Annotated in this window: 18 protein-coding genes (1 of these 18 running past the window's edge); all 18 read right to left on the minus strand. The window is 52.0% G+C overall.

Translation table 11 applies throughout. The annotated features are described in order from the left end of the window. Positions 1-1,062, minus strand: partial view of a lysine--tRNA ligase gene (lysS, locus tag CBE73_RS13710; protein ID WP_094094672.1) — the 5' portion only. Its footprint begins 471 nt before the window's first position; only the first 1,062 of its 1,533 coding nucleotides appear in the window; the start codon lies at positions 1,060-1,062; the stop codon falls past the left edge of the window. Positions 1,063-1,188: 126 nt separating this feature from the next. Further along, on the minus strand, positions 1,189-1,665 hold the full coding sequence (greA, locus tag CBE73_RS13715) for a transcription elongation factor GreA (protein WP_094096315.1): 477 nt from the start codon (positions 1,663-1,665) through the stop codon (positions 1,189-1,191). A gap of 313 nt (positions 1,666-1,978) precedes the next feature. Beyond that, positions 1,979-2,980 (minus strand): tRNA dihydrouridine synthase DusB, encoded by a 1,002-nt coding sequence (gene dusB / locus CBE73_RS13720; RefSeq protein ID WP_094094673.1) that lies wholly within the window; start codon positions 2,978-2,980, stop codon positions 1,979-1,981. A gap of 105 nt (positions 2,981-3,085) precedes the next feature. Continuing rightward, complete coding sequence (locus CBE73_RS13725; RefSeq protein WP_094094674.1) at positions 3,086-3,295, minus strand: helix-turn-helix domain-containing protein; 210 nt, start codon at positions 3,293-3,295, stop codon at positions 3,086-3,088. After that, on the minus strand, positions 3,247-3,804 hold the full coding sequence (gene folK, locus CBE73_RS13730) for a 2-amino-4-hydroxy-6-hydroxymethyldihydropteridine diphosphokinase (protein ID WP_094096316.1): 558 nt from the start codon (positions 3,802-3,804) through the stop codon (positions 3,247-3,249). Before folK ends, CBE73_RS13725 begins: the two co-directional genes overlap by 49 nt. A 9-nt stretch (positions 3,805-3,813) precedes the next feature. Next, positions 3,814-4,176, minus strand: coding sequence for a dihydroneopterin aldolase (folB, locus tag CBE73_RS13735; protein ID WP_094094675.1), 363 nt, complete (start codon positions 4,174-4,176; stop codon positions 3,814-3,816). 125 nt (positions 4,177-4,301) lie between these two features. Beyond that, positions 4,302-5,138 carry a dihydropteroate synthase gene (folP, locus tag CBE73_RS13740; protein ID WP_094094676.1) on the minus strand — a complete coding sequence of 279 codons (837 nt, stop codon included), beginning with the start codon at positions 5,136-5,138 and terminating at the stop codon, positions 4,302-4,304. 3 nt (positions 5,139-5,141) lie between these two features. Further along, the gene (locus CBE73_RS13745) at positions 5,142-6,062 is read right to left on the minus strand and encodes an aminotransferase class IV (RefSeq protein ID WP_094094677.1); all 921 of its coding nucleotides are present in this window, start codon (positions 6,060-6,062) and stop codon (positions 5,142-5,144) included. Then, positions 6,059-6,643, minus strand: coding sequence for an aminodeoxychorismate/anthranilate synthase component II (gene pabA, locus CBE73_RS13750; RefSeq protein ID WP_094094678.1), 585 nt, complete (start codon positions 6,641-6,643; stop codon positions 6,059-6,061). Before pabA ends, CBE73_RS13745 begins: the two co-directional genes overlap by 4 nt. Positions 6,644-6,658: 15 nt before the next feature. Beyond that, positions 6,659-8,248: an anthranilate synthase component I family protein gene (locus tag CBE73_RS13755; RefSeq protein WP_094094679.1), complete on the minus strand. Its 1,590-nt coding sequence runs from the start codon at positions 8,246-8,248 to the stop codon at positions 6,659-6,661. Positions 8,249-8,406: 158 nt separating this feature from the next. Continuing rightward, a complete protein-coding gene (cysK, locus tag CBE73_RS13760; protein WP_094094680.1) occupies positions 8,407-9,345 on the minus strand; it encodes a cysteine synthase A in 939 nt (312 codons plus the stop codon). 329 nt (positions 9,346-9,674) lie between these two features. Then, entirely contained in the window at positions 9,675-10,559 is an 885-nt protein-coding gene (gene hslO / locus CBE73_RS13765; RefSeq protein ID WP_094094681.1) for an Hsp33 family molecular chaperone HslO, read from the minus strand. Positions 10,560-10,606: 47 nt separating this feature from the next. Then, the gene (locus CBE73_RS13770; RefSeq protein ID WP_094094682.1) at positions 10,607-11,374 is read right to left on the minus strand and encodes a type III pantothenate kinase; all 768 of its coding nucleotides are present in this window, start codon (positions 11,372-11,374) and stop codon (positions 10,607-10,609) included. Positions 11,375-11,377: 3 nt separating this feature from the next. Then, positions 11,378-12,244 carry a carboxylating nicotinate-nucleotide diphosphorylase gene (gene nadC, locus CBE73_RS13775; RefSeq protein ID WP_094094683.1) on the minus strand — a complete coding sequence of 289 codons (867 nt, stop codon included), beginning with the start codon at positions 12,242-12,244 and terminating at the stop codon, positions 11,378-11,380. Beyond that, positions 12,241-13,869, minus strand: coding sequence for an L-aspartate oxidase (nadB, locus tag CBE73_RS13780; protein WP_094094684.1), 1,629 nt, complete (start codon positions 13,867-13,869; stop codon positions 12,241-12,243). The genes nadC and nadB overlap by 4 nt, the downstream gene beginning before the upstream one ends. A gap of 35 nt (positions 13,870-13,904) precedes the next feature. Continuing rightward, positions 13,905-14,843 carry a quinolinate synthase NadA gene (gene nadA / locus CBE73_RS13785; RefSeq protein WP_094094685.1) on the minus strand — a complete coding sequence of 313 codons (939 nt, stop codon included), beginning with the start codon at positions 14,841-14,843 and terminating at the stop codon, positions 13,905-13,907. Between the two features lie 365 nt (positions 14,844-15,208). Then, entirely contained in the window at positions 15,209-17,323 is a 2,115-nt protein-coding gene (gene ftsH, locus CBE73_RS13790) for an ATP-dependent zinc metalloprotease FtsH (protein WP_094094686.1), read from the minus strand. Between the two features lie 104 nt (positions 17,324-17,427). Further along, positions 17,428-17,967, minus strand: a complete 540-nt coding sequence (gene hpt / locus CBE73_RS13795; RefSeq protein WP_094094687.1) for a hypoxanthine phosphoribosyltransferase — start codon at positions 17,965-17,967, stop codon at positions 17,428-17,430. Between the last annotated feature and the right edge of the window lie 10 nt (positions 17,968-17,977).

The following is a 17,977-nucleotide window of genomic DNA, read 5'->3' on the forward strand; positions in this document are numbered from 1 at the left end:
GCGGTGCGCTTCTTCATTTGTCATTTGGACGCCGAAGTCTACGCCTGTAACTTCTTTAACGGCATCCACCATGGATACACGTCTCCACTGCGGTTTAAGATCAACCATTTGGCCTTGATATTCGATCGTTTGCGTGCCAAGCACTTCCTCGGCAATGTGAGCGACCATATTTTCCGTCAGAGCCATGATGTCTTTATAGTCAGCATAAGCCTCATACAACTCGATCATGGTGAATTCAGGGTTATGACGCGTGGAAATCCCTTCGTTCCGGTAAACCCGGCCAATCTCGTACACTTTCTCCAGACCGCCGACGATCAGGCGCTTCAGATGAAGCTCAATCGCGATCCGCATGTACAGCTCCATGTCCAGCGCGTTATGGTGCGTAATGAACGGACGAGCCGCGGCACCGCCTGCAATATTGTGCAGGGTAGGCGTTTCGACTTCCAAATAACCGAGGGAATCCAGATAACGGCGCATAGACTGGATGATCCGGGAACGGGTAATGAAGGTCTGCTGGACTTCCGGATTGATGATCAGATCGACATAACGCTGACGGTAGCGCAGCTCCACATCTTTTAGACCATGATACTTGTCCGGCAATGGATAAAGCGATTTGGACAGCAACTCAAGGCTGTGTACTTTGATCGTTGTCTCGCCGGTTTTGGTCTTGAACACTTCACCGCTGACGCCAACAATATCGCCAAGATCAAGCAGATCAAATACGTTGTATTCCACCTCAGAAACAGTGTCTTTACGGACATAAATCTGAATTTTGCCGGTAAGATCCTGGATATGAGCAAAGCTGGCTTTACCCATCGTACGTTTAGCCATAATACGGCCGGCAATCTTTACAGATACCTTGTTCTCTTCCAGCTCTTCTTTGGTCATCCCGTCATAAGCTTTCAAGATGTCCCCGGCGTTATGGGTGCGGTCGTATTTCTTGCCGAAAGGGTCAACGCCCATTCCACGGAGCTCGTCCAATTTGTCGCGTCTGATTTGCAGCAGCTCGCTGACCTCAAGCTCTGAAGCTGCATTTTCCTGGCTTACATTTTCCTCAGTCATTCTTGATTTCAACTCCTTAATTTCTTCCTTACCTAAAGACTCCCTCAAGACTCCTTAGAGCTTGGCTTATAAAAAACAGGGAAAGAAGCTTCCAAAGGGAAGCTTCTTGGTTAAATGGAAAAGATCTTATTTCTTAATATCGAGAATCTTGTATTGAATCGTGCCGGCCGGGACAGCAACATCTACGACAGCGCCTTTAGCTTTGCCAAGAATCGCTTTGCCGACAGGGCTTTCATTCGAAATTTTATTTTGCAATGGATCAGACTCGGCTGTACCAACGATAACATATTCCATTTTGTCGCCGAATTCGAGATCTTCAACAATAACGGTAACCCCAACACTTACGGTATCGGTATCTATATCATCATTGCTGATAATGCGTGCATTGCGAAGCATTTTCTCCAGCGTCAAGATCCGGCCTTCGATAAACGCCTGCTCATTCTTGGCGTCTTCGTATTCCGAGTTCTCACTGATGTCGCCGTAACCGATCGCTACTTTAATCCGTTCAGCCACTTCGCGGCGTTTCACAGATTTCAAATTTTCAAGCTCTTCTTCAAGTCTCTTCAGACCGTCCTGGGTTAAAATAACTTCTTTATCGCTCATCTCAACCGATTCTCCTGTCATGGAAAAAATTTTCGCCTTCTGCACCCCAGGTGCCAGGCCTCTTGGACAAGAGCCTTTCATCGAGGAGGCAGCAAGCACCAAAGACCGGTGCCGGCCGTGATGTAATCACGTATCATTTGAGAATATCATATGCAATGATGCAAAGATGAGAACGCACTCATCCCATGGAAGTAATCTCCAAATGGCGAATTTATACTGAGAAATTATAGGTTAACCCATGCAAAATGTCAATGACACGTAAAATGAAAACAGCATGTTCATAACCATGTAAATTCAGGAAATAAGCGCGATTTTAAACCACCTGCATTTTATCTTCGCCGGCTTCCTGCAGCTTAGCTACAAATTCCTTCAAAATGCGCTCCATTTCATCCCGCTTTGTCTCTTCCATAATGATATCCTTGATCCGGGTGCCGCCCTTGAGTCCCTTCAGATACCAAGCGATGTGCTTGCGCATCTCTCTGACTGCGATATGCTCTCCGCGAAGAGCAACCAGCCGGTCCATATGCAGAATAGCAATGCGGATCTTCTCCGCTGCATCCGGTTCCGGCATCAGTACGCCGGTCTTCAGATATTCAATCGTGCGGTACAGCATCCAAGGGTTACCGAGCGCGCCGCGTCCGATCATGACACCGTCACAGCCCGTCTCGTCCAGCATCCGGCGGGCATCCTCAGGCGTAGCGACGTCACCGTTGCCGATAATCGGAATGGACACCGCTTCTTTGGCCTGCTTGATGTAGCTCCAATCGGCTTTTCCCGTGTAGTGCTGCTCCCGGGTACGGCCGTGGATGCTGACGGCTTTGCCGCCTGCGGCTTCAACCGCCTTAACGTTATCAATGACGTAGATATGGTCATGATCCCAGCCGATGCGCATCTTCACGGTAACCGGCTTCTGAACGGCGGCTACAACAGCCGCGACCATTTCGTTGATTTTGTTCGGATCCAGCAGCCAGCGGGCGCCGGCATCGGCTTTTGTCACTTTAGGCGCAGGGCAGCCCATGTTGATATCGATGATATCCGCATTGGTTTCCTGGTCGACTACTTTGGCCGCTTCTACCAGGGAATCTTTGTCCCCGCCAAAAATCTGCAGGCTGAGCGGCTTCTCCCGCTCGTCCACAAACAGCATTTCGCGCGTACGCTCGTTGCCGTGCACGATCGCTTTGCCGCTGACCATCTCGGCGCAAACCAGGCCGGTTCCGAATTCCTTCGCGATCAGGCGGAAAGCCGGGTTGCAGACGCCGGCCATCGGCGCGAGCACGACCTCGTTTTTCATTTCAATATCGCCAATCTTCAGCATTCTTACTCACCTCTTGTTCTTCAACATCAGCAAACTAACTCACCAAATCTAACTTCTATATATACCCTAATGCCGGATCGCCCGGCACTCATTGTCCTGACAGAATTACGCATTCTGATCCTTAAGCTCCGCTACCGAAATGCCCAAGGCCTCTGCAATTTTAGTTAAAATTTGATCTTCCGGGCGGCGGTTGCCGCGTTCTACTGCGCCCAAAACGGCCAACGATATGCCTGTTTCAGCGGCAAGCTGAGCCTGTGTGTATCCTTTTAGTTTTCTGAAGGCGCGGATGCGCTGCGCCAGGTGCACGTTTTCCACAAGCAAATTCCTTTCTTCTCCGGGAGCCGATCCAATGCCTCATGGAGGCTGGCACGGAGGCCTTTCACTTCCCCGCCGTCCTCGGACTCAACAACGTCGGCCAGCGGAACAAGCACAAACGCGCGCTCCATCATCCGTGGATGAGGAAGCACGAGCTCCGCGGTATCCAGCGTCAATCCGTCCATCCACAGCAAATCCAGATCGACCGTACGCGGCCCCCATCTGATGCTTCTCTCCCGCCCAAGCTGCTGCTCCGTCTCAAGCATAAAGCGCAGCAGCTCCAGCGGCGTCAGACCCGTTCTGACCGCAATGGCCATGTTGACGAAATCCGGCTGATCCAGGTAGCCGACCGGCTCTGTTTCATATAAATTGGAGCAGCGGGTAACCGTGATGTCCGGGTGTAGGTCCAGCCGGCGGATCGCCTCCATCAAGGTTGCTTCGCGGTCGCCAAGGTTGGCCCCCAATGCTATAAAAGCCTCTGACAGCTCAGAGGACGTGTGATCATTCATCATTTATACTCACTTTCTTGTTCTAAACAGCTCTACGGTCACGCCTTCAAAATGAATATCAAACGGCGGATGCGGTTTGGTCAGCTTCACCGTCAAAGCATCTATAACAGTATAAGTGTCCAGCAGATCGGATGCAATATGCTCAGCGAGCGCTTCAATAAGCTTGAAACTCTTATTTTCCACAATGGCTTTAACTCGTTCATGGATTTCGGCATAATTTACCGTTTTGGACAAGTCGTCGGATACGCCGGCCTCCCGCAGATCCATTTGCAGCTCCAGATCTACGTAGAAACGCTGGCCCAGCTTCCGCTCCTCTTCAAATACGCCGTGGTATCCGTAATATTCCATGCGCCGAAGCACCATTTTATCCATAGGCTGCGCCTCCTTGAAAAATTTACTGTGTAAAATATCCCGAATCTATTTATTACCCGAAATCATTCCTTAGAATCCCTGCTCCAACAGCCGGTGTCTGTCCACGGGGCACTAGGCGTATAAAACTAGCCGTATAACATAGCGTCGCACATCGCCGCTGTCTGTTTGATCTCCTTCACGTCGTGGACACGTACGATTTGACAGCCTTGAGCAATACCAAACGCTACTGTGGCAGCCGTGCCCATCAGCGTATCCTCAACGGAGACGTCCAGCGCGGTACGGATGAATCTTTTGCGGGAAGTGCCGAGCAGCAGCGGATAACCCAGCTCCATCAGCTTGTCCAGCGAACGCATCGCTTCAAGGTTGTGGGCATAAGTTTTGGCAAATCCGATTCCAGGGTCCAAAATAATCTGCTCCTGCCTTACGCCTGCTTTAAGCGCCAAATCAACACTTTCCGTAAGGTCGGCCATCATATCCTCAATCAAGCTGCTGTAATCCATATTATCGCGGTTGTGCATCAGAATAACGGGACACCCAAACTCGGCAGCCACTTCCGCCATCAGCGGATCCTGCTTTAAGCCCCATATATCATTGATGATGTGCGCCCCCGCCAGCAGCGATTGTCTGGCAACTTCGGCTTTATAAGTATCTACGGAGATCGGAATGTGGGGCGCTGCTTGGTGAACGGCCTCGACGACCGGAATCACGCGGCGCAGCTCCTCCTCCAGGCTTACGCTTTCATGGCCCGGCCGTGTTGATTCTCCGCCAATATCAATGATATCTGCCCCATCCCGGATCATCTCCAGCGCATGAGCGGCAGCTTTCTCCGTATCCTGATAACGTCCCCCATCGGAAAAAGAATCCGGCGTGGCATTTAAAATGCCCATCACCAAGGTGCGCGATCCCAGCTCAAAGCTGGCCGGTCCGCAGTTATATTGTCGTTGATATAGGATTGGATTCATCCTTCATCCTCCTCCTGTCAGGTTCCCGCCGTATGCATTTCGGTAAAGCTCAAGCAGCTTGCGCGTAAGCGTGCCCGCCTTGCCGCCGCTAACCTCAAAGGCCGTCCCCTCCGTTCCAATCACTCTCGTGACCGGCACTAGCTCCTGAACCGAATTGGTCACCAGGACCTCCTCGGCCGCAGACAGCAGCTCCCGATCAAAGCGCCCTTCGACAACTTTAACGCCCAGCTCGCCGGCGTCCCGGATCACCTGACGGCGGGTAATGCCCGGCAGGATACCGGTGTCGGCAGAAGGCGTATACAGCTTTGACCCCGCCAGGACAAATAAGTTGCTGACAATCCCCTCGGCCAGCTTCCCGTCTGCGGTAAGCATCAGACCTTCGGCCGGGAGCCTGTCCGGGTTGGCAGCCGCTCCATATTGGGCTTCTTTCTCCGTTAACTCCTGCTTGGCTAAAATATTGTTCATATAATGGAGTGATTTAAGCCGTACCGTTCCCTCGGGCGTATTACGCGGGGTATCTAATACATACAGCGCCTTCCCCTTCGTATAAAGCTCCGCAGACAGCGGCGGCAAAGGTTTGACATAAACAATTTCAGTGGCCTGCTTATAAGACTCTCCGGGTAGACCTAAAGGCGCCTCCCCCGCGGTAACCGTATAACGAATATAGGCTTCTTCCAGCCCGTTAGCTTCCATCAAGCCTTGAATCAGCTCTGTAATTCGAGCTTGGTCCAGACCCGCCGGGATTCCAATCGCCCGGCAGCCTTCGCGCAGCCTGTCCAGATGAGCCTCCAGCAAAAATGGTACACCGCCGTACGTCCGAAAGGTTTCAAACAAGCCCATTCCGTACAAAAAGCCATGATCCATAACGGATACCATGGCTTCGCCTGTCGGCACAATTCTTCCATTTACTCCAACATAATTCATACGCTCGCTTCTTTCTTGTTCCGCTTCAGGAAGTTGCGTAAAATCTCGTAGCCATGATCGGTCACGATAGATTCGGGATGGAACTGAACCCCCTCGACGTCGTACTCTCTATGCCGAAGGCCCATAATTTCCCCTTCCTGCGTTTCCGCCGTAATCTCCAGGCAATCCGGCAGGGTGCTGCGCTCGACCAACAGCGAATGATACCGGGTAGCCGTGAATGGAGAGGGAAGACCGGCAAAGACGGACTGTCCTTCATGGAAGATCGGCGAGGTTTTGCCGTGCATCAGACGCTCCGCCCGGATCACGTTCCCGCCGAACGCCTGGCCGATGGCTTGATGCCCCAGACAAACGCCGAAGATCGGAATTCCTCCCTTGAAGCGGTCAATCAGCGCCAGGCTGATTCCAGCCTCGTTAGGCGTACATGGGCCTGGAGAAATCAATATATGGTCTGGATTCAGCTGCTCGATCCCGGTAAGATCAATCTCGTCGTTCCGCTTCACAACGACTTCTTCGCCCAGCTCTCCTAAATATTGTACCAGGTTGTAGGTAAAGGAATCATAATTATCAATCACTAATATCATCTAAGCTCAGCTCCTCTAGTCTCCGGCCGTAACTGCCGATACACGGCTCAGTTCGCTGTAGCGGACCGCCGTCCGTGCAGCACGGGCCTTATTCTCGCATTCTCTATACTCTCGGTAGGGATCAGAGTCTATTACGACTCCGGCCCCGGTCTGGATATGGCCGTAACCGTCTTGTACGATCATAGTCCTGATGACAATATTTAATTCCATATTTCCCTGATAGTCAATCCATCCGATGGAACCTGTATAAGGTCCTCGTGTTACCGGTTCAAGCTCCTCGATGATTTCCATCGTCCGAACCTTCGGCGCTCCGGTAATCGTCCCGCCCGGGAAGGTAGCTGCAATAAGGTCAAACAAGCTGTATCCCTGCCCCAGTTCCGCGTCCACCTGCGAAACCAGATGCATGACATGGGAGTAATACTCCACCTTCAGCAGCTCGCTCACCTTGACCGAGCCATATGCCGCTACCCGGCCAAGATCGTTGCGCTCCAGATCAACAAGCATAATATGCTCGGCGCGCTCTTTCTCGCTACCCAGCAGCTCGGCCGCCATGGCCGCATCTTCCTCGGCGTTTCTTCCACGTCTGCGGGTTCCCGCAATCGGGCGAGCACCTATCCGCCCCTCATGCAGACTGACCAGCAGCTCCGGAGAACCGGAGACCAGCTGAAACTCCGGAAACCGAAGCAGCCCCATATAAGGAGATGGATTGATGATCCTGAACCATTCGTATAATTCCTCCGCAGAGGCCTGCAGCCGGCGCTGACGGCGCATGGACAGGTTAACCTGAAATACATCTCCTGCGGCGATATAAGCCTGTATACGGTGGACTGCAGCCTCAAATTCAGCTTGGCCGAACGAGGTCGTCCAGCCTTCCTCAGCCATTGGCGTACTTAGATCCCACTCCGGCGGAGAAGTCGCGAGCTTGCGGCGGAGGCGATTCCTCTCCGAGTCCTGGACTTTGCTCACAAGCTGCTCCCAATCATCCAGCATCGCTTCGGACCTGATTATGGCCTGCTCGTAAAGCCGCTCCAGACGCAGCAAAACGGATGTCGGATCTTCCTGCGGAAATTGTCCCTCCTCAGGAACGGGCACATGGATCAAAGCATACACTTCGTCTGCCTCATGATCGTAAATCCAGACCTCCTCCATCCGCATCCAAATATAATCGTCCACCTGCAGATCGTCTTCGGCTTGCTGCGGGAGCTTTTCCAGGGAGCGAGCGACGTCATAGCTCAAATAGCCGACAAATCCTCCGCCGAATTTAGGCAGTTCTTTCAGCGCCGGAGCCCGGTAGGACCGCATCCAGCTTTCGAGGACCGAAAGGGGTTTGCCTTGCAAAACCGCCTGTTCGTTTTTTTCCACGTGAAACAATTCGGCGGACTCTCCCTTTCCGCGCAGCACCTCTACAGGATTAATTCCCGCAATCGTATACCGCCCGTCTTTTCCGCTCTCCAGCACAAAGGAATGAGGAGAAGCCGCCTCCCACAAGCTTTCCCAGCTTTGCGGAAGCTGACCACCCGGCCGTTTAACGGCAACAGGCAGCAGGCTCCATCCTTCTTCATACCAGGATTTCCATTTATCCAAAGCTGTCAGAACCGTGCTCATTTCAACCCCCGCTGCCCATTTTCTGTTCTTATTGTCTGCTAGTATACTAAACCGCCCCTATGTTGACCAGCGTTATTATGGATCTTATACCTTTACAAAAAAACAACCCCGCCTCTCCTAAAGAGGAGATTTCGGGGCTGGTGTGCAAGGCGTAAGTCTTATCCTTCGAAGTTATAAAGCGGAGTGCTCAGGTAACGTTCGCCGTTACTTGGGATGATGGCCACAACACGTTTGCCTTTACCCAGCTCTTTAGCGACTTTCAGCGCAGCGAATACGGCAGCGCCGGAAGAGATACCTGTCAAAAGGCCTTCTTGTTTGGCTACGGTACGCGCCTGTTCAAACGCCTCTTCGTTCTCTACATGGATGATTTCATCGTAAATCTCACGGTTCAGAATTTCAGGGATGAAGTTAGCGCCCAAGCCCTGAATTTTATGAGGGCCCGGCTTGCCGCCCGCCAGAATTGGAGAAGCAGCAGGTTCAACGGCATAAATCTTAATGCCCGGGAAGTTCTGCTTCAGCACTTCGCCCGCACCGGAAATGGTACCGCCTGTGCCGATACCAGCCACGAAAGCGTCCAACTTGCCGTCCAGGGAGTTGATGGCCTCCACGATTTCCGGACCTGTAGTTTCGCGGTGGATCTTCACGTTTGCCTGGTTGCGGAATTGGTCAGCCAGGAAATAATCCGGATTCTCGGCCAAAATCTCTTCGGCTTTCTTTACTGCGCCGTTCATGCCTTCCGATCCCGGAGTCAGTACCAGCTCAGCACCGTAAGCGCGCAGCAGGTTGCGGCGTTCCATACTCATCGTTTCAGGCATAATGATGATTGCTTTGTAGCCCTTAGCAGCTGCCACAAGCGCAAGACCGATACCGGTATTGCCGCTGGTTGCTTCTACAATCGTACCGCCTGGCTTCAAACGGCCGGACTTCTCGGCTTCTTCCACAATGCTGTAAGCGATCCGGTCCTTAACGCTCAAACCCGGATTTTGATATTCCAGTTTCACATAAATCTCAGCGCTGTCCTCAGGTACGATACGGTTCAAACGGACAAGCGGAGTGTTACCGATAAGTTCGAGTACATTATTTACGACTTTAGCCATAATGCATCCTCCTCAAATTTAATAGATATGGTTTCAAAGTGGGACTTCACTTGATGGAAAATACGGTAGAACTACCGGAGAAATGCCAGCTGCACAGGCAGTAAAGAAGGCATTTTTATTTCCGAGTTAATAAGTAGGTATTTGTTACTATTATCTTAACAATCTTCGTTACTCCTTGTCAATAACATCTGGTTCCCACGCCGAACCGGCTGCCTCCAGCCCAATCAGCCAAACAAAAGGCCTCGCTTCATCAATGAAGGAGGCTCTTGAAATAACTCTTGATCCTGGATTTCTGGATTTCTGGATTAAAAAAGATGAACTGCAGCTCTTTAAGCTTTCGCCTGCTCCAGCAGTTCTCTCATCTCTTCTCCGTTAAACTGATAAGCTTCGCGGCAGAAGTCGCAAACCACCTCTGTGGTCTCGTCTTCTTCGATCAGACGAGTCAGTTCCTCTTCACCCAAACTAATGAGCGTACGTTCCACACGTTCACGCGAACAGCTGCATTTGAAGGTGATGTCCATTTCGCTCATGATCTGCACGTCAGGCAGCAGCCAGCGCAGCATTTCTTCGACGCTCATGCCCTGCTCCAGCAGCGAAGTAACCGGCGGCATCTGCGAAACCGCCTGCTCGATGATCGAGATTTCGCTGTCTTCCAAGCCAGGCAGCAGCTGAAGGATAAAACCGCCGGCTACGATGACCGAGTTATCGGTATCAACCAGTACACCCAGCCCAACGGCGGAAGGCGTCTGCTCGGACAAGGCAAAATAATAAGTGAAATCTTCGCCTAGCTCGCCCGAGATAATCGGTACGCTGCCGCGGTAAGGCTCTTTCAAGCCAAGGTCTTTCGTGACATGCACGAACCCGGTGGTGCCGACCGCACCGGCAACATCCAGTTTGCCCAGGCTGTTGGCCGGCAAATGGACGTGCGGCTCATACACATAACCGCGGACCTCACCTTTTGCATTAGCATCCACAACGATTTGGCCAAGCGGACCGTCGCCTTTAACCTGAATCGTTAATCTTTCGTTGCCCTTCAGCATAGCACCCATCATGGCGCCTGCCGTTAATGTACGGCCCAGGGCAGCAGTTGCCGTAGGATAAGTATCATGGCGGGAACGAAGCTCCTCCACCAAAGCCGTTGTCCGCACCGCGAAAGCACGTACCTTGCCATCCATTGCGATTCCCCGGATTAACCGGTCTTTTTCCTGTTCCATCTGTACATGCCTCCTCATTTCCAAATTTCCTTTATTCTATTATGCCCTCAGGCATTCCGCTCATAAATCAGTCTAAGGCCTTCCAGCGTCAGCATCGGATTCACCTCATCAACAGTAGCTGCCTCACCGGCAATCAGCTCCGCTAATCCTCCGGTCGCCACCACTTTCGGTTTGGCATCCATTTCCTTGGCAATTCGGCTGACAATGCCGTCCACCTGCCCGGCATATCCAAAAATAATGCCCGACTGCATCGCATGAACCGTATTGCGGCCAATGACTTTCTTCGGCTTCTCGAGTTCAATACGCGGAAGCTTGGAAGCCCGGAGATACAGAGCTTCCGTTGAGATCCCTATGCCGGGCACAATCGCTCCACCTAAATAGTTATTATCGGCATCAATACAGTCAAAGGTGGTCGCTGTGCCAAAATCGACAACCACAAGCGGCCCTCCGCCATAAAGTTCTACGGCAGCCACCGCATTGACGATCCGGTCGGCTCCTACCTCGCGCGGGTTCTCGTACCGGAGATTCAGTCCCGTCTTGATGCCGGGCCCCACCACAAGCGGCTTTTTCCTCAAATAGGTTTCACACATCCGCTCCAGCACATGCATCAGCGGAGGGACCACTGAAGAAATAATAACCCCATCTATATCCCCTACATCAATTTTAGACATTTGAAACAAGTTGTAGATCAGCACGCCGTATTCATCGGTTGTAGCCTGCCGGTTGGTGCTGAGTCTGAAATGGTGCAGGAGCTCCTGCCGCTCATAAATACCCAATACGATGTTTGTGTTGCCTACATCGACTACAACAATCATGGCTTACCTCTCTTTCTTCGCGTTCAAGTCGAGGCTGATATCCAGATTTTCAAACGAATACGTTAATCGTCCGACAGAAATAAGGTCCACACCGGTCTCCGCAATCGAGCGGATCGTCTGCAGATTCACATTGCCGGAAGCCTCTACTCTGACGTGAGGAGCAGCCGCTTTGATTCGCTTAACAGCTTCACGCATCAGATCGTTTGGCATATTATCCAGCATAATAATATCAGCGCCCGCAGCTAAAGCCTCTTCGACCTGCTGCAGGTTCTCGGTTTCTACTTCTATAGTCATCGTGTGCGGAATCTGGGCTCGTGCCCGGCTGACCGCCTGGGCGATGCCTCCCGCGCCTTTGATATGATTATCTTTAATCATTACGGCATCATACAAACCGAAACGGTGGTTATGGCCGCCGCCGGTACGTACGGCGTATTTCTCCAGCATCCGGTGCCCGGGGGTTGTTTTCCGTGTATCCACCAAACGGGCAGGCAGGCCTTCTAGGGCATCGACGTAAGTTCTTGTACGCGTAGCAATGCCGGATAACCGCTGCATCAGATTCAAAGCCAAACGCTCTCCGGTCAAAATGCTGTGCGTGCTGCCTTCCACAACGGCCAAAATAGTGCCTTTAGCCACCTTATCTCCATCCTGAACCTTTGGCGTAAAAATCAAACTCGGGTCCACGATCTCAAAGACAAGTCCGGCAATGGGCATTCCGGCTATAATCCCGTCGTCTTTGGCATGAATAATGCCTATGGAATGGTCCCCAGGCGCAATCGTCGCCTGTGTGCTGATGTCTCCCGAGCCCACATCTTCTCTAAGCCAACCCTTAATGGACTCGACTAGAGCTTCATTATAACCGTTTAGAATCATACGCTTTGTACCTCCAACAGTTGTTGATCGCGGCGGCACAGCTGATGTTTCCGCCACTCTTCATCATTTCGCTCCGGATAATCCTCCCGGTAATGGCCCCCGCGGCTTTCCTGGCGCTGCAGCGCCATCTGCGCTATGAGCAGGGACGAAGTGAGCATGTTGGCGAATTCCAGCTGCTCTGCTGTCTCCAGCTTGGCCTGAAAAATTCCCTGCTCCCGCTTAAGCCCTTCCAGTCCCTCCTGCAAAAGCGCACCTGTCCGGCGCAATCCAACGTTGCGAACCATCGTCTTCTGAAGGTTGAGCTTTCGCTCGGCAAGATCCCCGGCAGGCTCAGCCGTCCGGCCTGTGTCATAACCGTTGCTGCCGTTACCTTTGCTGATACAAACCTGCTCCGGCAGAACGGCAAGCTCCTTAATCCGTTTAACGATGCGGGAACCAAACACCAGCGCTTCCGACAACGAATTGCTCGCTAATCGGTTAGCTCCGTGCACCCCCGTCGAGGAAACCTCTCCGCAGGCAAATAAACGCGGGATGTTCGTCTCTCCATCCAGGTTCGTCCGAACGCCTCCCATCATATAATGCGCAGCCGGAGCCACAGGAATCCAATCCGTGGTCATATCGAGACCGTAACTTAAACAAGTTTCATATATGGTAGGAAAACGATGCCGGATCACTTCCGGCTGCTCGTGGGTAATATCCAGATAAACCATCTGGGCATGCGTCTGCTCCATCTCGCTGACAATCGCCCGGGCCACTACGTCGCGCGGCGCCAGTTCAAGCTGCGGATGGTATTTCTCCATGAAACGTTCCCCTCGGCTGTTGCGAAGCACAGCCCCTTCGCCGCGCACCGCCTCCGAGATCAGAAAGCGGGGAGCGCCGGCATAACAAAGAGCCGTGGGATGAAATTGAATAAACTCGGCATCCCGAATGACAGCCCCAGCGCGGTAAGCTATGGCTAGTCCATCGGCCGTAGCGACTTCGGGATTGGTTGTATAGCGGTACAGCTGACCGGCTCCGCCGGAACATAAAACAACGGCCGTACTCTGCAAATAAAGCCGTTCACCGTCCGGACGCTGAACCAGCACGCCGCGGCAGCCCAGCTCATCCTGTACGAGATCGATCACATAATGATGTTCCAGGAGTTTAATATTGGCGTGGTTTCTTGCTTTGGCAGCCAGAGCCCGGACAATTTCATACCCCGTAGCATCGCCGTGCGCATGCAAAATCCGCCGATGGCTGTGGGCCCCCTCTTTCGTGAGCGCAAGCCGGCCGTCTTCCTGGTCGAACTCAGCTCCAAGGGCCATCAGCTCACGAACGGCGGCCGGCCCTTCTTCCGCCAGCACCTGCACGGCCTCCGGACGGCATAATCCCGCGCCGGCGATCAGCGTATCCTCCACATGCTCAGCCGTTGAATCCTCTTCGGACATGACGGCAGCAATCCCCCCTTGCGCGTAGCGGGTATTGCTCTCCATCAGCTCTCTCTTCGTAATCAACGTCACCTTACGGGTCTCGGCTGCCTTCAAAGCGGTGAACAGACCGGCAATTCCAGATCCGATAATGACGACATCGGTGCAAGCCGACGGCATTGTCTTCAAATCAAAATCGACCAAATATTGCGGTATCATAGCCTTCACCTATCTAAACAAGAGAGTAGCGCATGCTACTGAACTTGTAACATGCGCTCTAGGGATGTTCTGGCCTTGTCGGCAACCTCGGTCGGGACGTAAATCTGCGGCTGCATTGTTTCGAGACATTTGACCAGCTTCTTCAGGTTGTTGACTTTCATATTCGGACATACCAGAAATTTGGTTGCGAAGATAAATTCCTTGTCCGGGCTGTCCAGACGCAGCTGGTAGCCGGTTCCGTCTTCCGTGCCGACGATAAACCGTTTGGCAGGGGAATTTTTGCAATAATCCAGAATCGCTGTAGTGCTGCCGACAAAGTCGCCCATCGCGACCACTTCAGGACGGCATTCCGGGTGTACGACGAATTCGGCATCCGGATATTTGGCTTTCATCTCTATCACATGTTTAACCGTGAGCATGTCATGGGTGTTGCAGTAGCCTTCCCAGATGATCATTTTCTTGTCTGTGTGCTGCTGGACGTAATGGCCAAGGTTCTTATCCGGTACCCAGATGATTTCCTCAGCATCGAGAGATTGAATCACCTTAACTGCGTTCGAAGAAGTACAGCATATATCGGTCTCCGCTTTGATTTCGGCCGAAGAGTTAATATAGGTGACGACCTTGGCGTTAGGATGCTGAGCTTTCAGTTTACGAAGTCCGTCCACATTGACCATGTCGGCCATTGGACAGCCGGCACGTTCATCCGGAATCAATACCGTTTTGTTCGGGGCCAGAATCTTGGCGCTTTCCCCCATGAAATGAACTCCGCAAAACACAATAACCTCAGCGTCAGTAGCCGCGGCTTTCTGGGCAAGCAGAAATGAATCCCCTCTGAAATCAGCGACCTCTTGGATCTCATCGCGCTGATAATAATGAGCGAGTATAATGGCGTTGCGTTCTTTCTTAAGACGAAGAAGCTTCTCTCGCAGCTCGCGGTTCTGTTCCGCTTTCCGCTCCAAAGCTAATGCTTCCACCTTGGTCCCCCCTAAACTCTCGCAGCATAAGCCGCCGCGGCGTTTATAATATGCTATTAATTTCACTTTCATAGGAAAGTCATCATTGATAACAACTAATTTACACAACGTTAGTGCCTCTGTCAATGAATACAGCGGCTGTACAGCCCGGGAAACAGCCCGTTTCTAGCCGCTTTACAGATGCTTTACAGGTAAACACCGTTTCCAAAAAGTGCTGGTTAAGACGCGTCAGATAAGGGTCTAAGGGCCTGCTTCATAATCGGCCAAGCAAAGGTTTAAAAAAGGATCAGATTGCGGCAGCCGAAAAAAAAAGACTGCCTTTAAAGGAAATCCTCTAAAGACAGTCTCTATTTATTTGACTTTGATCAAACGCTGCGGTTGCCGCCGCCATTTGGATCTTTATCGTCGTCATTCTCAGGCGGATTGGTCGGGAGGTCGCTTACCGTACCATCAGGTGTATCAACCGGAACATCGCGGGAAGGCTCACCCTCGCCCGGTATATTGTTCGGAATATCACCTTGAGGGATATTCGGCTCAGTGCCTTCTTTGCCTTGAATGCGAACTCTTACATCACCGACGTTGTCGATGATCGGAGTGCCGGATTCATTGCTGCCGTTATCGCTGCCGCCATCCTCAGGATCTTCTTCGATGCGGCCGTTCTCGATCAACTGCTTGATATCCTCAAGCTCGAGAGTTTCACGCTCAAGCAGCGTTTCGGCAATCAGGTGAACTTCCTTCGTGTGTTTCGTCAGAAGCTCGCGGCAGCGCTCGTAACATTCGTTAATGAAACGCTGCATTTCCTGATCGATTTCGTAAGCGATCTGATCGCTGTAGTTCTGCTCGTGTCCGATATCCCGGCCCAGGAACACCTGGCCTTGGGAGGTTCCGAACTGCATCGGTCCAAGCTTCTCGCTCATGCCGTATTCGACGATCATGCTGCGGACAATGCTTGTTGCCTGCTGGAAGTCGCTGTGCGCACCAGTACCAATTTCCCCGATGAACAATTCTTCCGCTACACGGCCGCCAAGCAAACCGGTAACCCGGTCAAGCAGCTCCTGCTTGGTTACGAGCATACGGTCTTCTTTCGGCATCATGATTACGTATCCGCCGGCACGTCCGCGAGGGATAATCGTTACCTTGTGAACCATGTCGGCATGCTCCAGGAAGTAACCAACAATCGTATGACCGGCTTCATGGAACGCCACAATCCGTTTCTCGCGGTCGCTGATCACGCGGCTGCGTTTCTCAGTACCAACGATAACGCGGTCAATAGCTTCATCGACTTCCGTCATCGAAATATCTCTGCGATTGCGTCTTGCTGCCAGAAGGGCCGCTTCGTTAAGCAGATTCTCCAGATCGGCACCGGTGAAACCGGTTGTACGCTTCGCGATGGTGTTCAGGTTGACGTTCTTGGTGAGCGGCTTGTTGCGGGCATGTACTTTCAGTACAGCCTCACGGCCTTTAACGTCTGGACGATCGACCGTAATTTGACGGTCAAAACGGCCTGGACGGAGCAACGCCGGATCCAGAATATCCGGACGGTTAGTTGCTGCCACGATGATAATGCCTTCATTAGCGCCAAAGCCGTCCATTTCAACGAGCAACTGGTTGAGGGTTTGCTCGCGTTCGTCATGTCCGCCGCCGAGTCCGGCGCCGCGCTGACGGCCTACAGCGTCAATTTCATCGATAAAGATAATACATGGGGCATTCTTCTTAGCATTCTCGAACAAGTCGCGGACACGGGACGCACCCACGCCGACGAACATTTCCACAAAGTCGGAACCGGAAATGCTGAAGAACGGTACGCCAGCTTCGCCTGCTACGGCTCTGGCAAGGAGTGTCTTACCTGTTCCCGGAGGACCTACAAGCAGTACCCCTTTCGGAATACGTGCTCCGACTGCCGAGAACTTACGAGGATCCTTCAAGAATTCTACAACTTCGACGAGTTCCTGTTTCTCTTCGTCTGCCCCCGCTACATCTTCAAAAGTAACCTTCTTCTTCTCTTCATTATATAAGCGGGCACGGCTCTTGCCGAAATTCATGACTTTGCCGCCGCCACCCTGGGCTTGGTTGAACAGGAAGAAGAACAAAATAAACATAATCGCCAACGGAATAATGGAGGTCAGGAAAGTCAGCCAAATGCTTTCCCCTTCCATTGGCTTCATACTGAATTTAACGTCATTCTGCTGGGCCTTAATCGTTAATTCGCTTATGACCGCAGTATCATAAGGAACGTAGGTGGTAAAGTTTTTGGATTTATTATCCCCAATTTGTTCTCTGTATTTGCCGGTTACCCGATAGGTGTAGCCGTCAAATTGCGCGGTCATTTCCTCTACTTGATTCGCTGCAAGCTGCTGGCGCAGTTCATCGTATCGAGGGGTATTTGCCGATTCATTGCCGCCGCTGAGGAATTGGACAATGCCCACCACTACTAAGAAAAGTATCAAATAAAAACCAGAATTCCGGATGAACCGATTCATCCCCTACCTCCTCTCAAGACACATTAGTTATTTTACCATAGCCGTTGCGGCGTTCTCAACCGGACGGACCGGCTGTGCGGGCAAGGCTCCTAACGCCTTTGTCCTCAGGTTGTATAGACCTCTGGCTTCAGCACTCCGATGAAAGGGAGGTTGCGGTATTTCTCGGCGTAATCCAAACCATAGCCTACAACAAACTCGTCTGGCAATACAAAACCGGTGTAGTCCGCCTGGAGATCCACTGTCCGGCGCGCCGGCTTATCAAACAGCGTGACTACCACTGTCGATTTCGCTCCGCGGCGGCGAAGCACATCGATCAGATAAGTCAGCGTAAGTCCGCTGTCGATGATATCTTCCACAATCAGCACGTCGCGTCCTTCAACGGAGGTATCCAGATCTTTAATAATCTTAACCACTCCGGAGGATTTGGTTGATGCTCCATAGCTGGAGACAGCCATGAAATCAAGCTCGATCGGTACGGTGATTTCCTTCACCAAATCCGCCATAAAGATAAAGGCGCCCTTGAGCACACAAATCACAAGCGGGTTCCGACCTTCGTATTCCTTGCTGAGGATGTCCCCCAGCTCTGCTACCTTATCTTCAATTTCTTTACGTGTGATGAGTACTTCTTGAATGTCATTCTGCAACTTAACGCGA

The organism is Paenibacillus physcomitrellae, assembly GCF_002240225.1.
Classification (GTDB): Bacteria; Bacillota; Bacilli; order Paenibacillales; family Paenibacillaceae; genus Fontibacillus; species Fontibacillus physcomitrellae.

Excerpts from the sequence above, each read along its gene's own strand:
- CBE73_RS13755 (WP_094094679.1), bottom strand. The coding sequence starts at position 8,248 with ATGAGCACGGTTCTGACAGCTTTGGATAAATGGAAATCCTGGTATGAA.
- folP (WP_094094676.1), bottom strand. The coding sequence starts at position 5,138 with ATGAATCCAATCCTATATCAACGACAATATAACTGCGGACCGGCCAGC.
- hslO (WP_094094681.1), bottom strand. The coding sequence starts at position 10,559 with ATGGAACAGGAAAAAGACCGGTTAATCCGGGGAATCGCAATGGATGGC.
- CBE73_RS13745 (WP_094094677.1), bottom strand. The coding sequence starts at position 6,062 with ATGAATTATGTTGGAGTAAATGGAAGAATTGTGCCGACAGGCGAAGCC.
- ftsH (WP_094094686.1), bottom strand. The coding sequence starts at position 17,323 with ATGAATCGGTTCATCCGGAATTCTGGTTTTTATTTGATACTTTTCTTA.
- CBE73_RS13770 (WP_094094682.1), bottom strand. The coding sequence starts at position 11,374 with ATGATTGTTGTAGTCGATGTAGGCAACACAAACATCGTATTGGGTATT.
- pabA (WP_094094678.1), bottom strand. The coding sequence starts at position 6,643 with ATGATATTAGTGATTGATAATTATGATTCCTTTACCTACAACCTGGTA.
- cysK (WP_094094680.1), bottom strand. The coding sequence starts at position 9,345 with ATGGCTAAAGTCGTAAATAATGTACTCGAACTTATCGGTAACACTCCG.
- greA (WP_094096315.1), bottom strand. The coding sequence starts at position 1,665 with ATGAGCGATAAAGAAGTTATTTTAACCCAGGACGGTCTGAAGAGACTT.
- dusB (WP_094094673.1), bottom strand. The coding sequence starts at position 2,980 with ATGCTGAAGATTGGCGATATTGAAATGAAAAACGAGGTCGTGCTCGCG.
- folB (WP_094094675.1), bottom strand. The coding sequence starts at position 4,176 with ATGGATAAAATGGTGCTTCGGCGCATGGAATATTACGGATACCACGGC.
- nadC (WP_094094683.1), bottom strand. The coding sequence starts at position 12,244 with ATGATTCTAAACGGTTATAATGAAGCTCTAGTCGAGTCCATTAAGGGT.
- folK (WP_094096316.1), bottom strand. The coding sequence starts at position 3,804 with ATGAATGATCACACGTCCTCTGAGCTGTCAGAGGCTTTTATAGCATTG.
- nadB (WP_094094684.1), bottom strand. The coding sequence starts at position 13,869 with ATGATACCGCAATATTTGGTCGATTTTGATTTGAAGACAATGCCGTCG.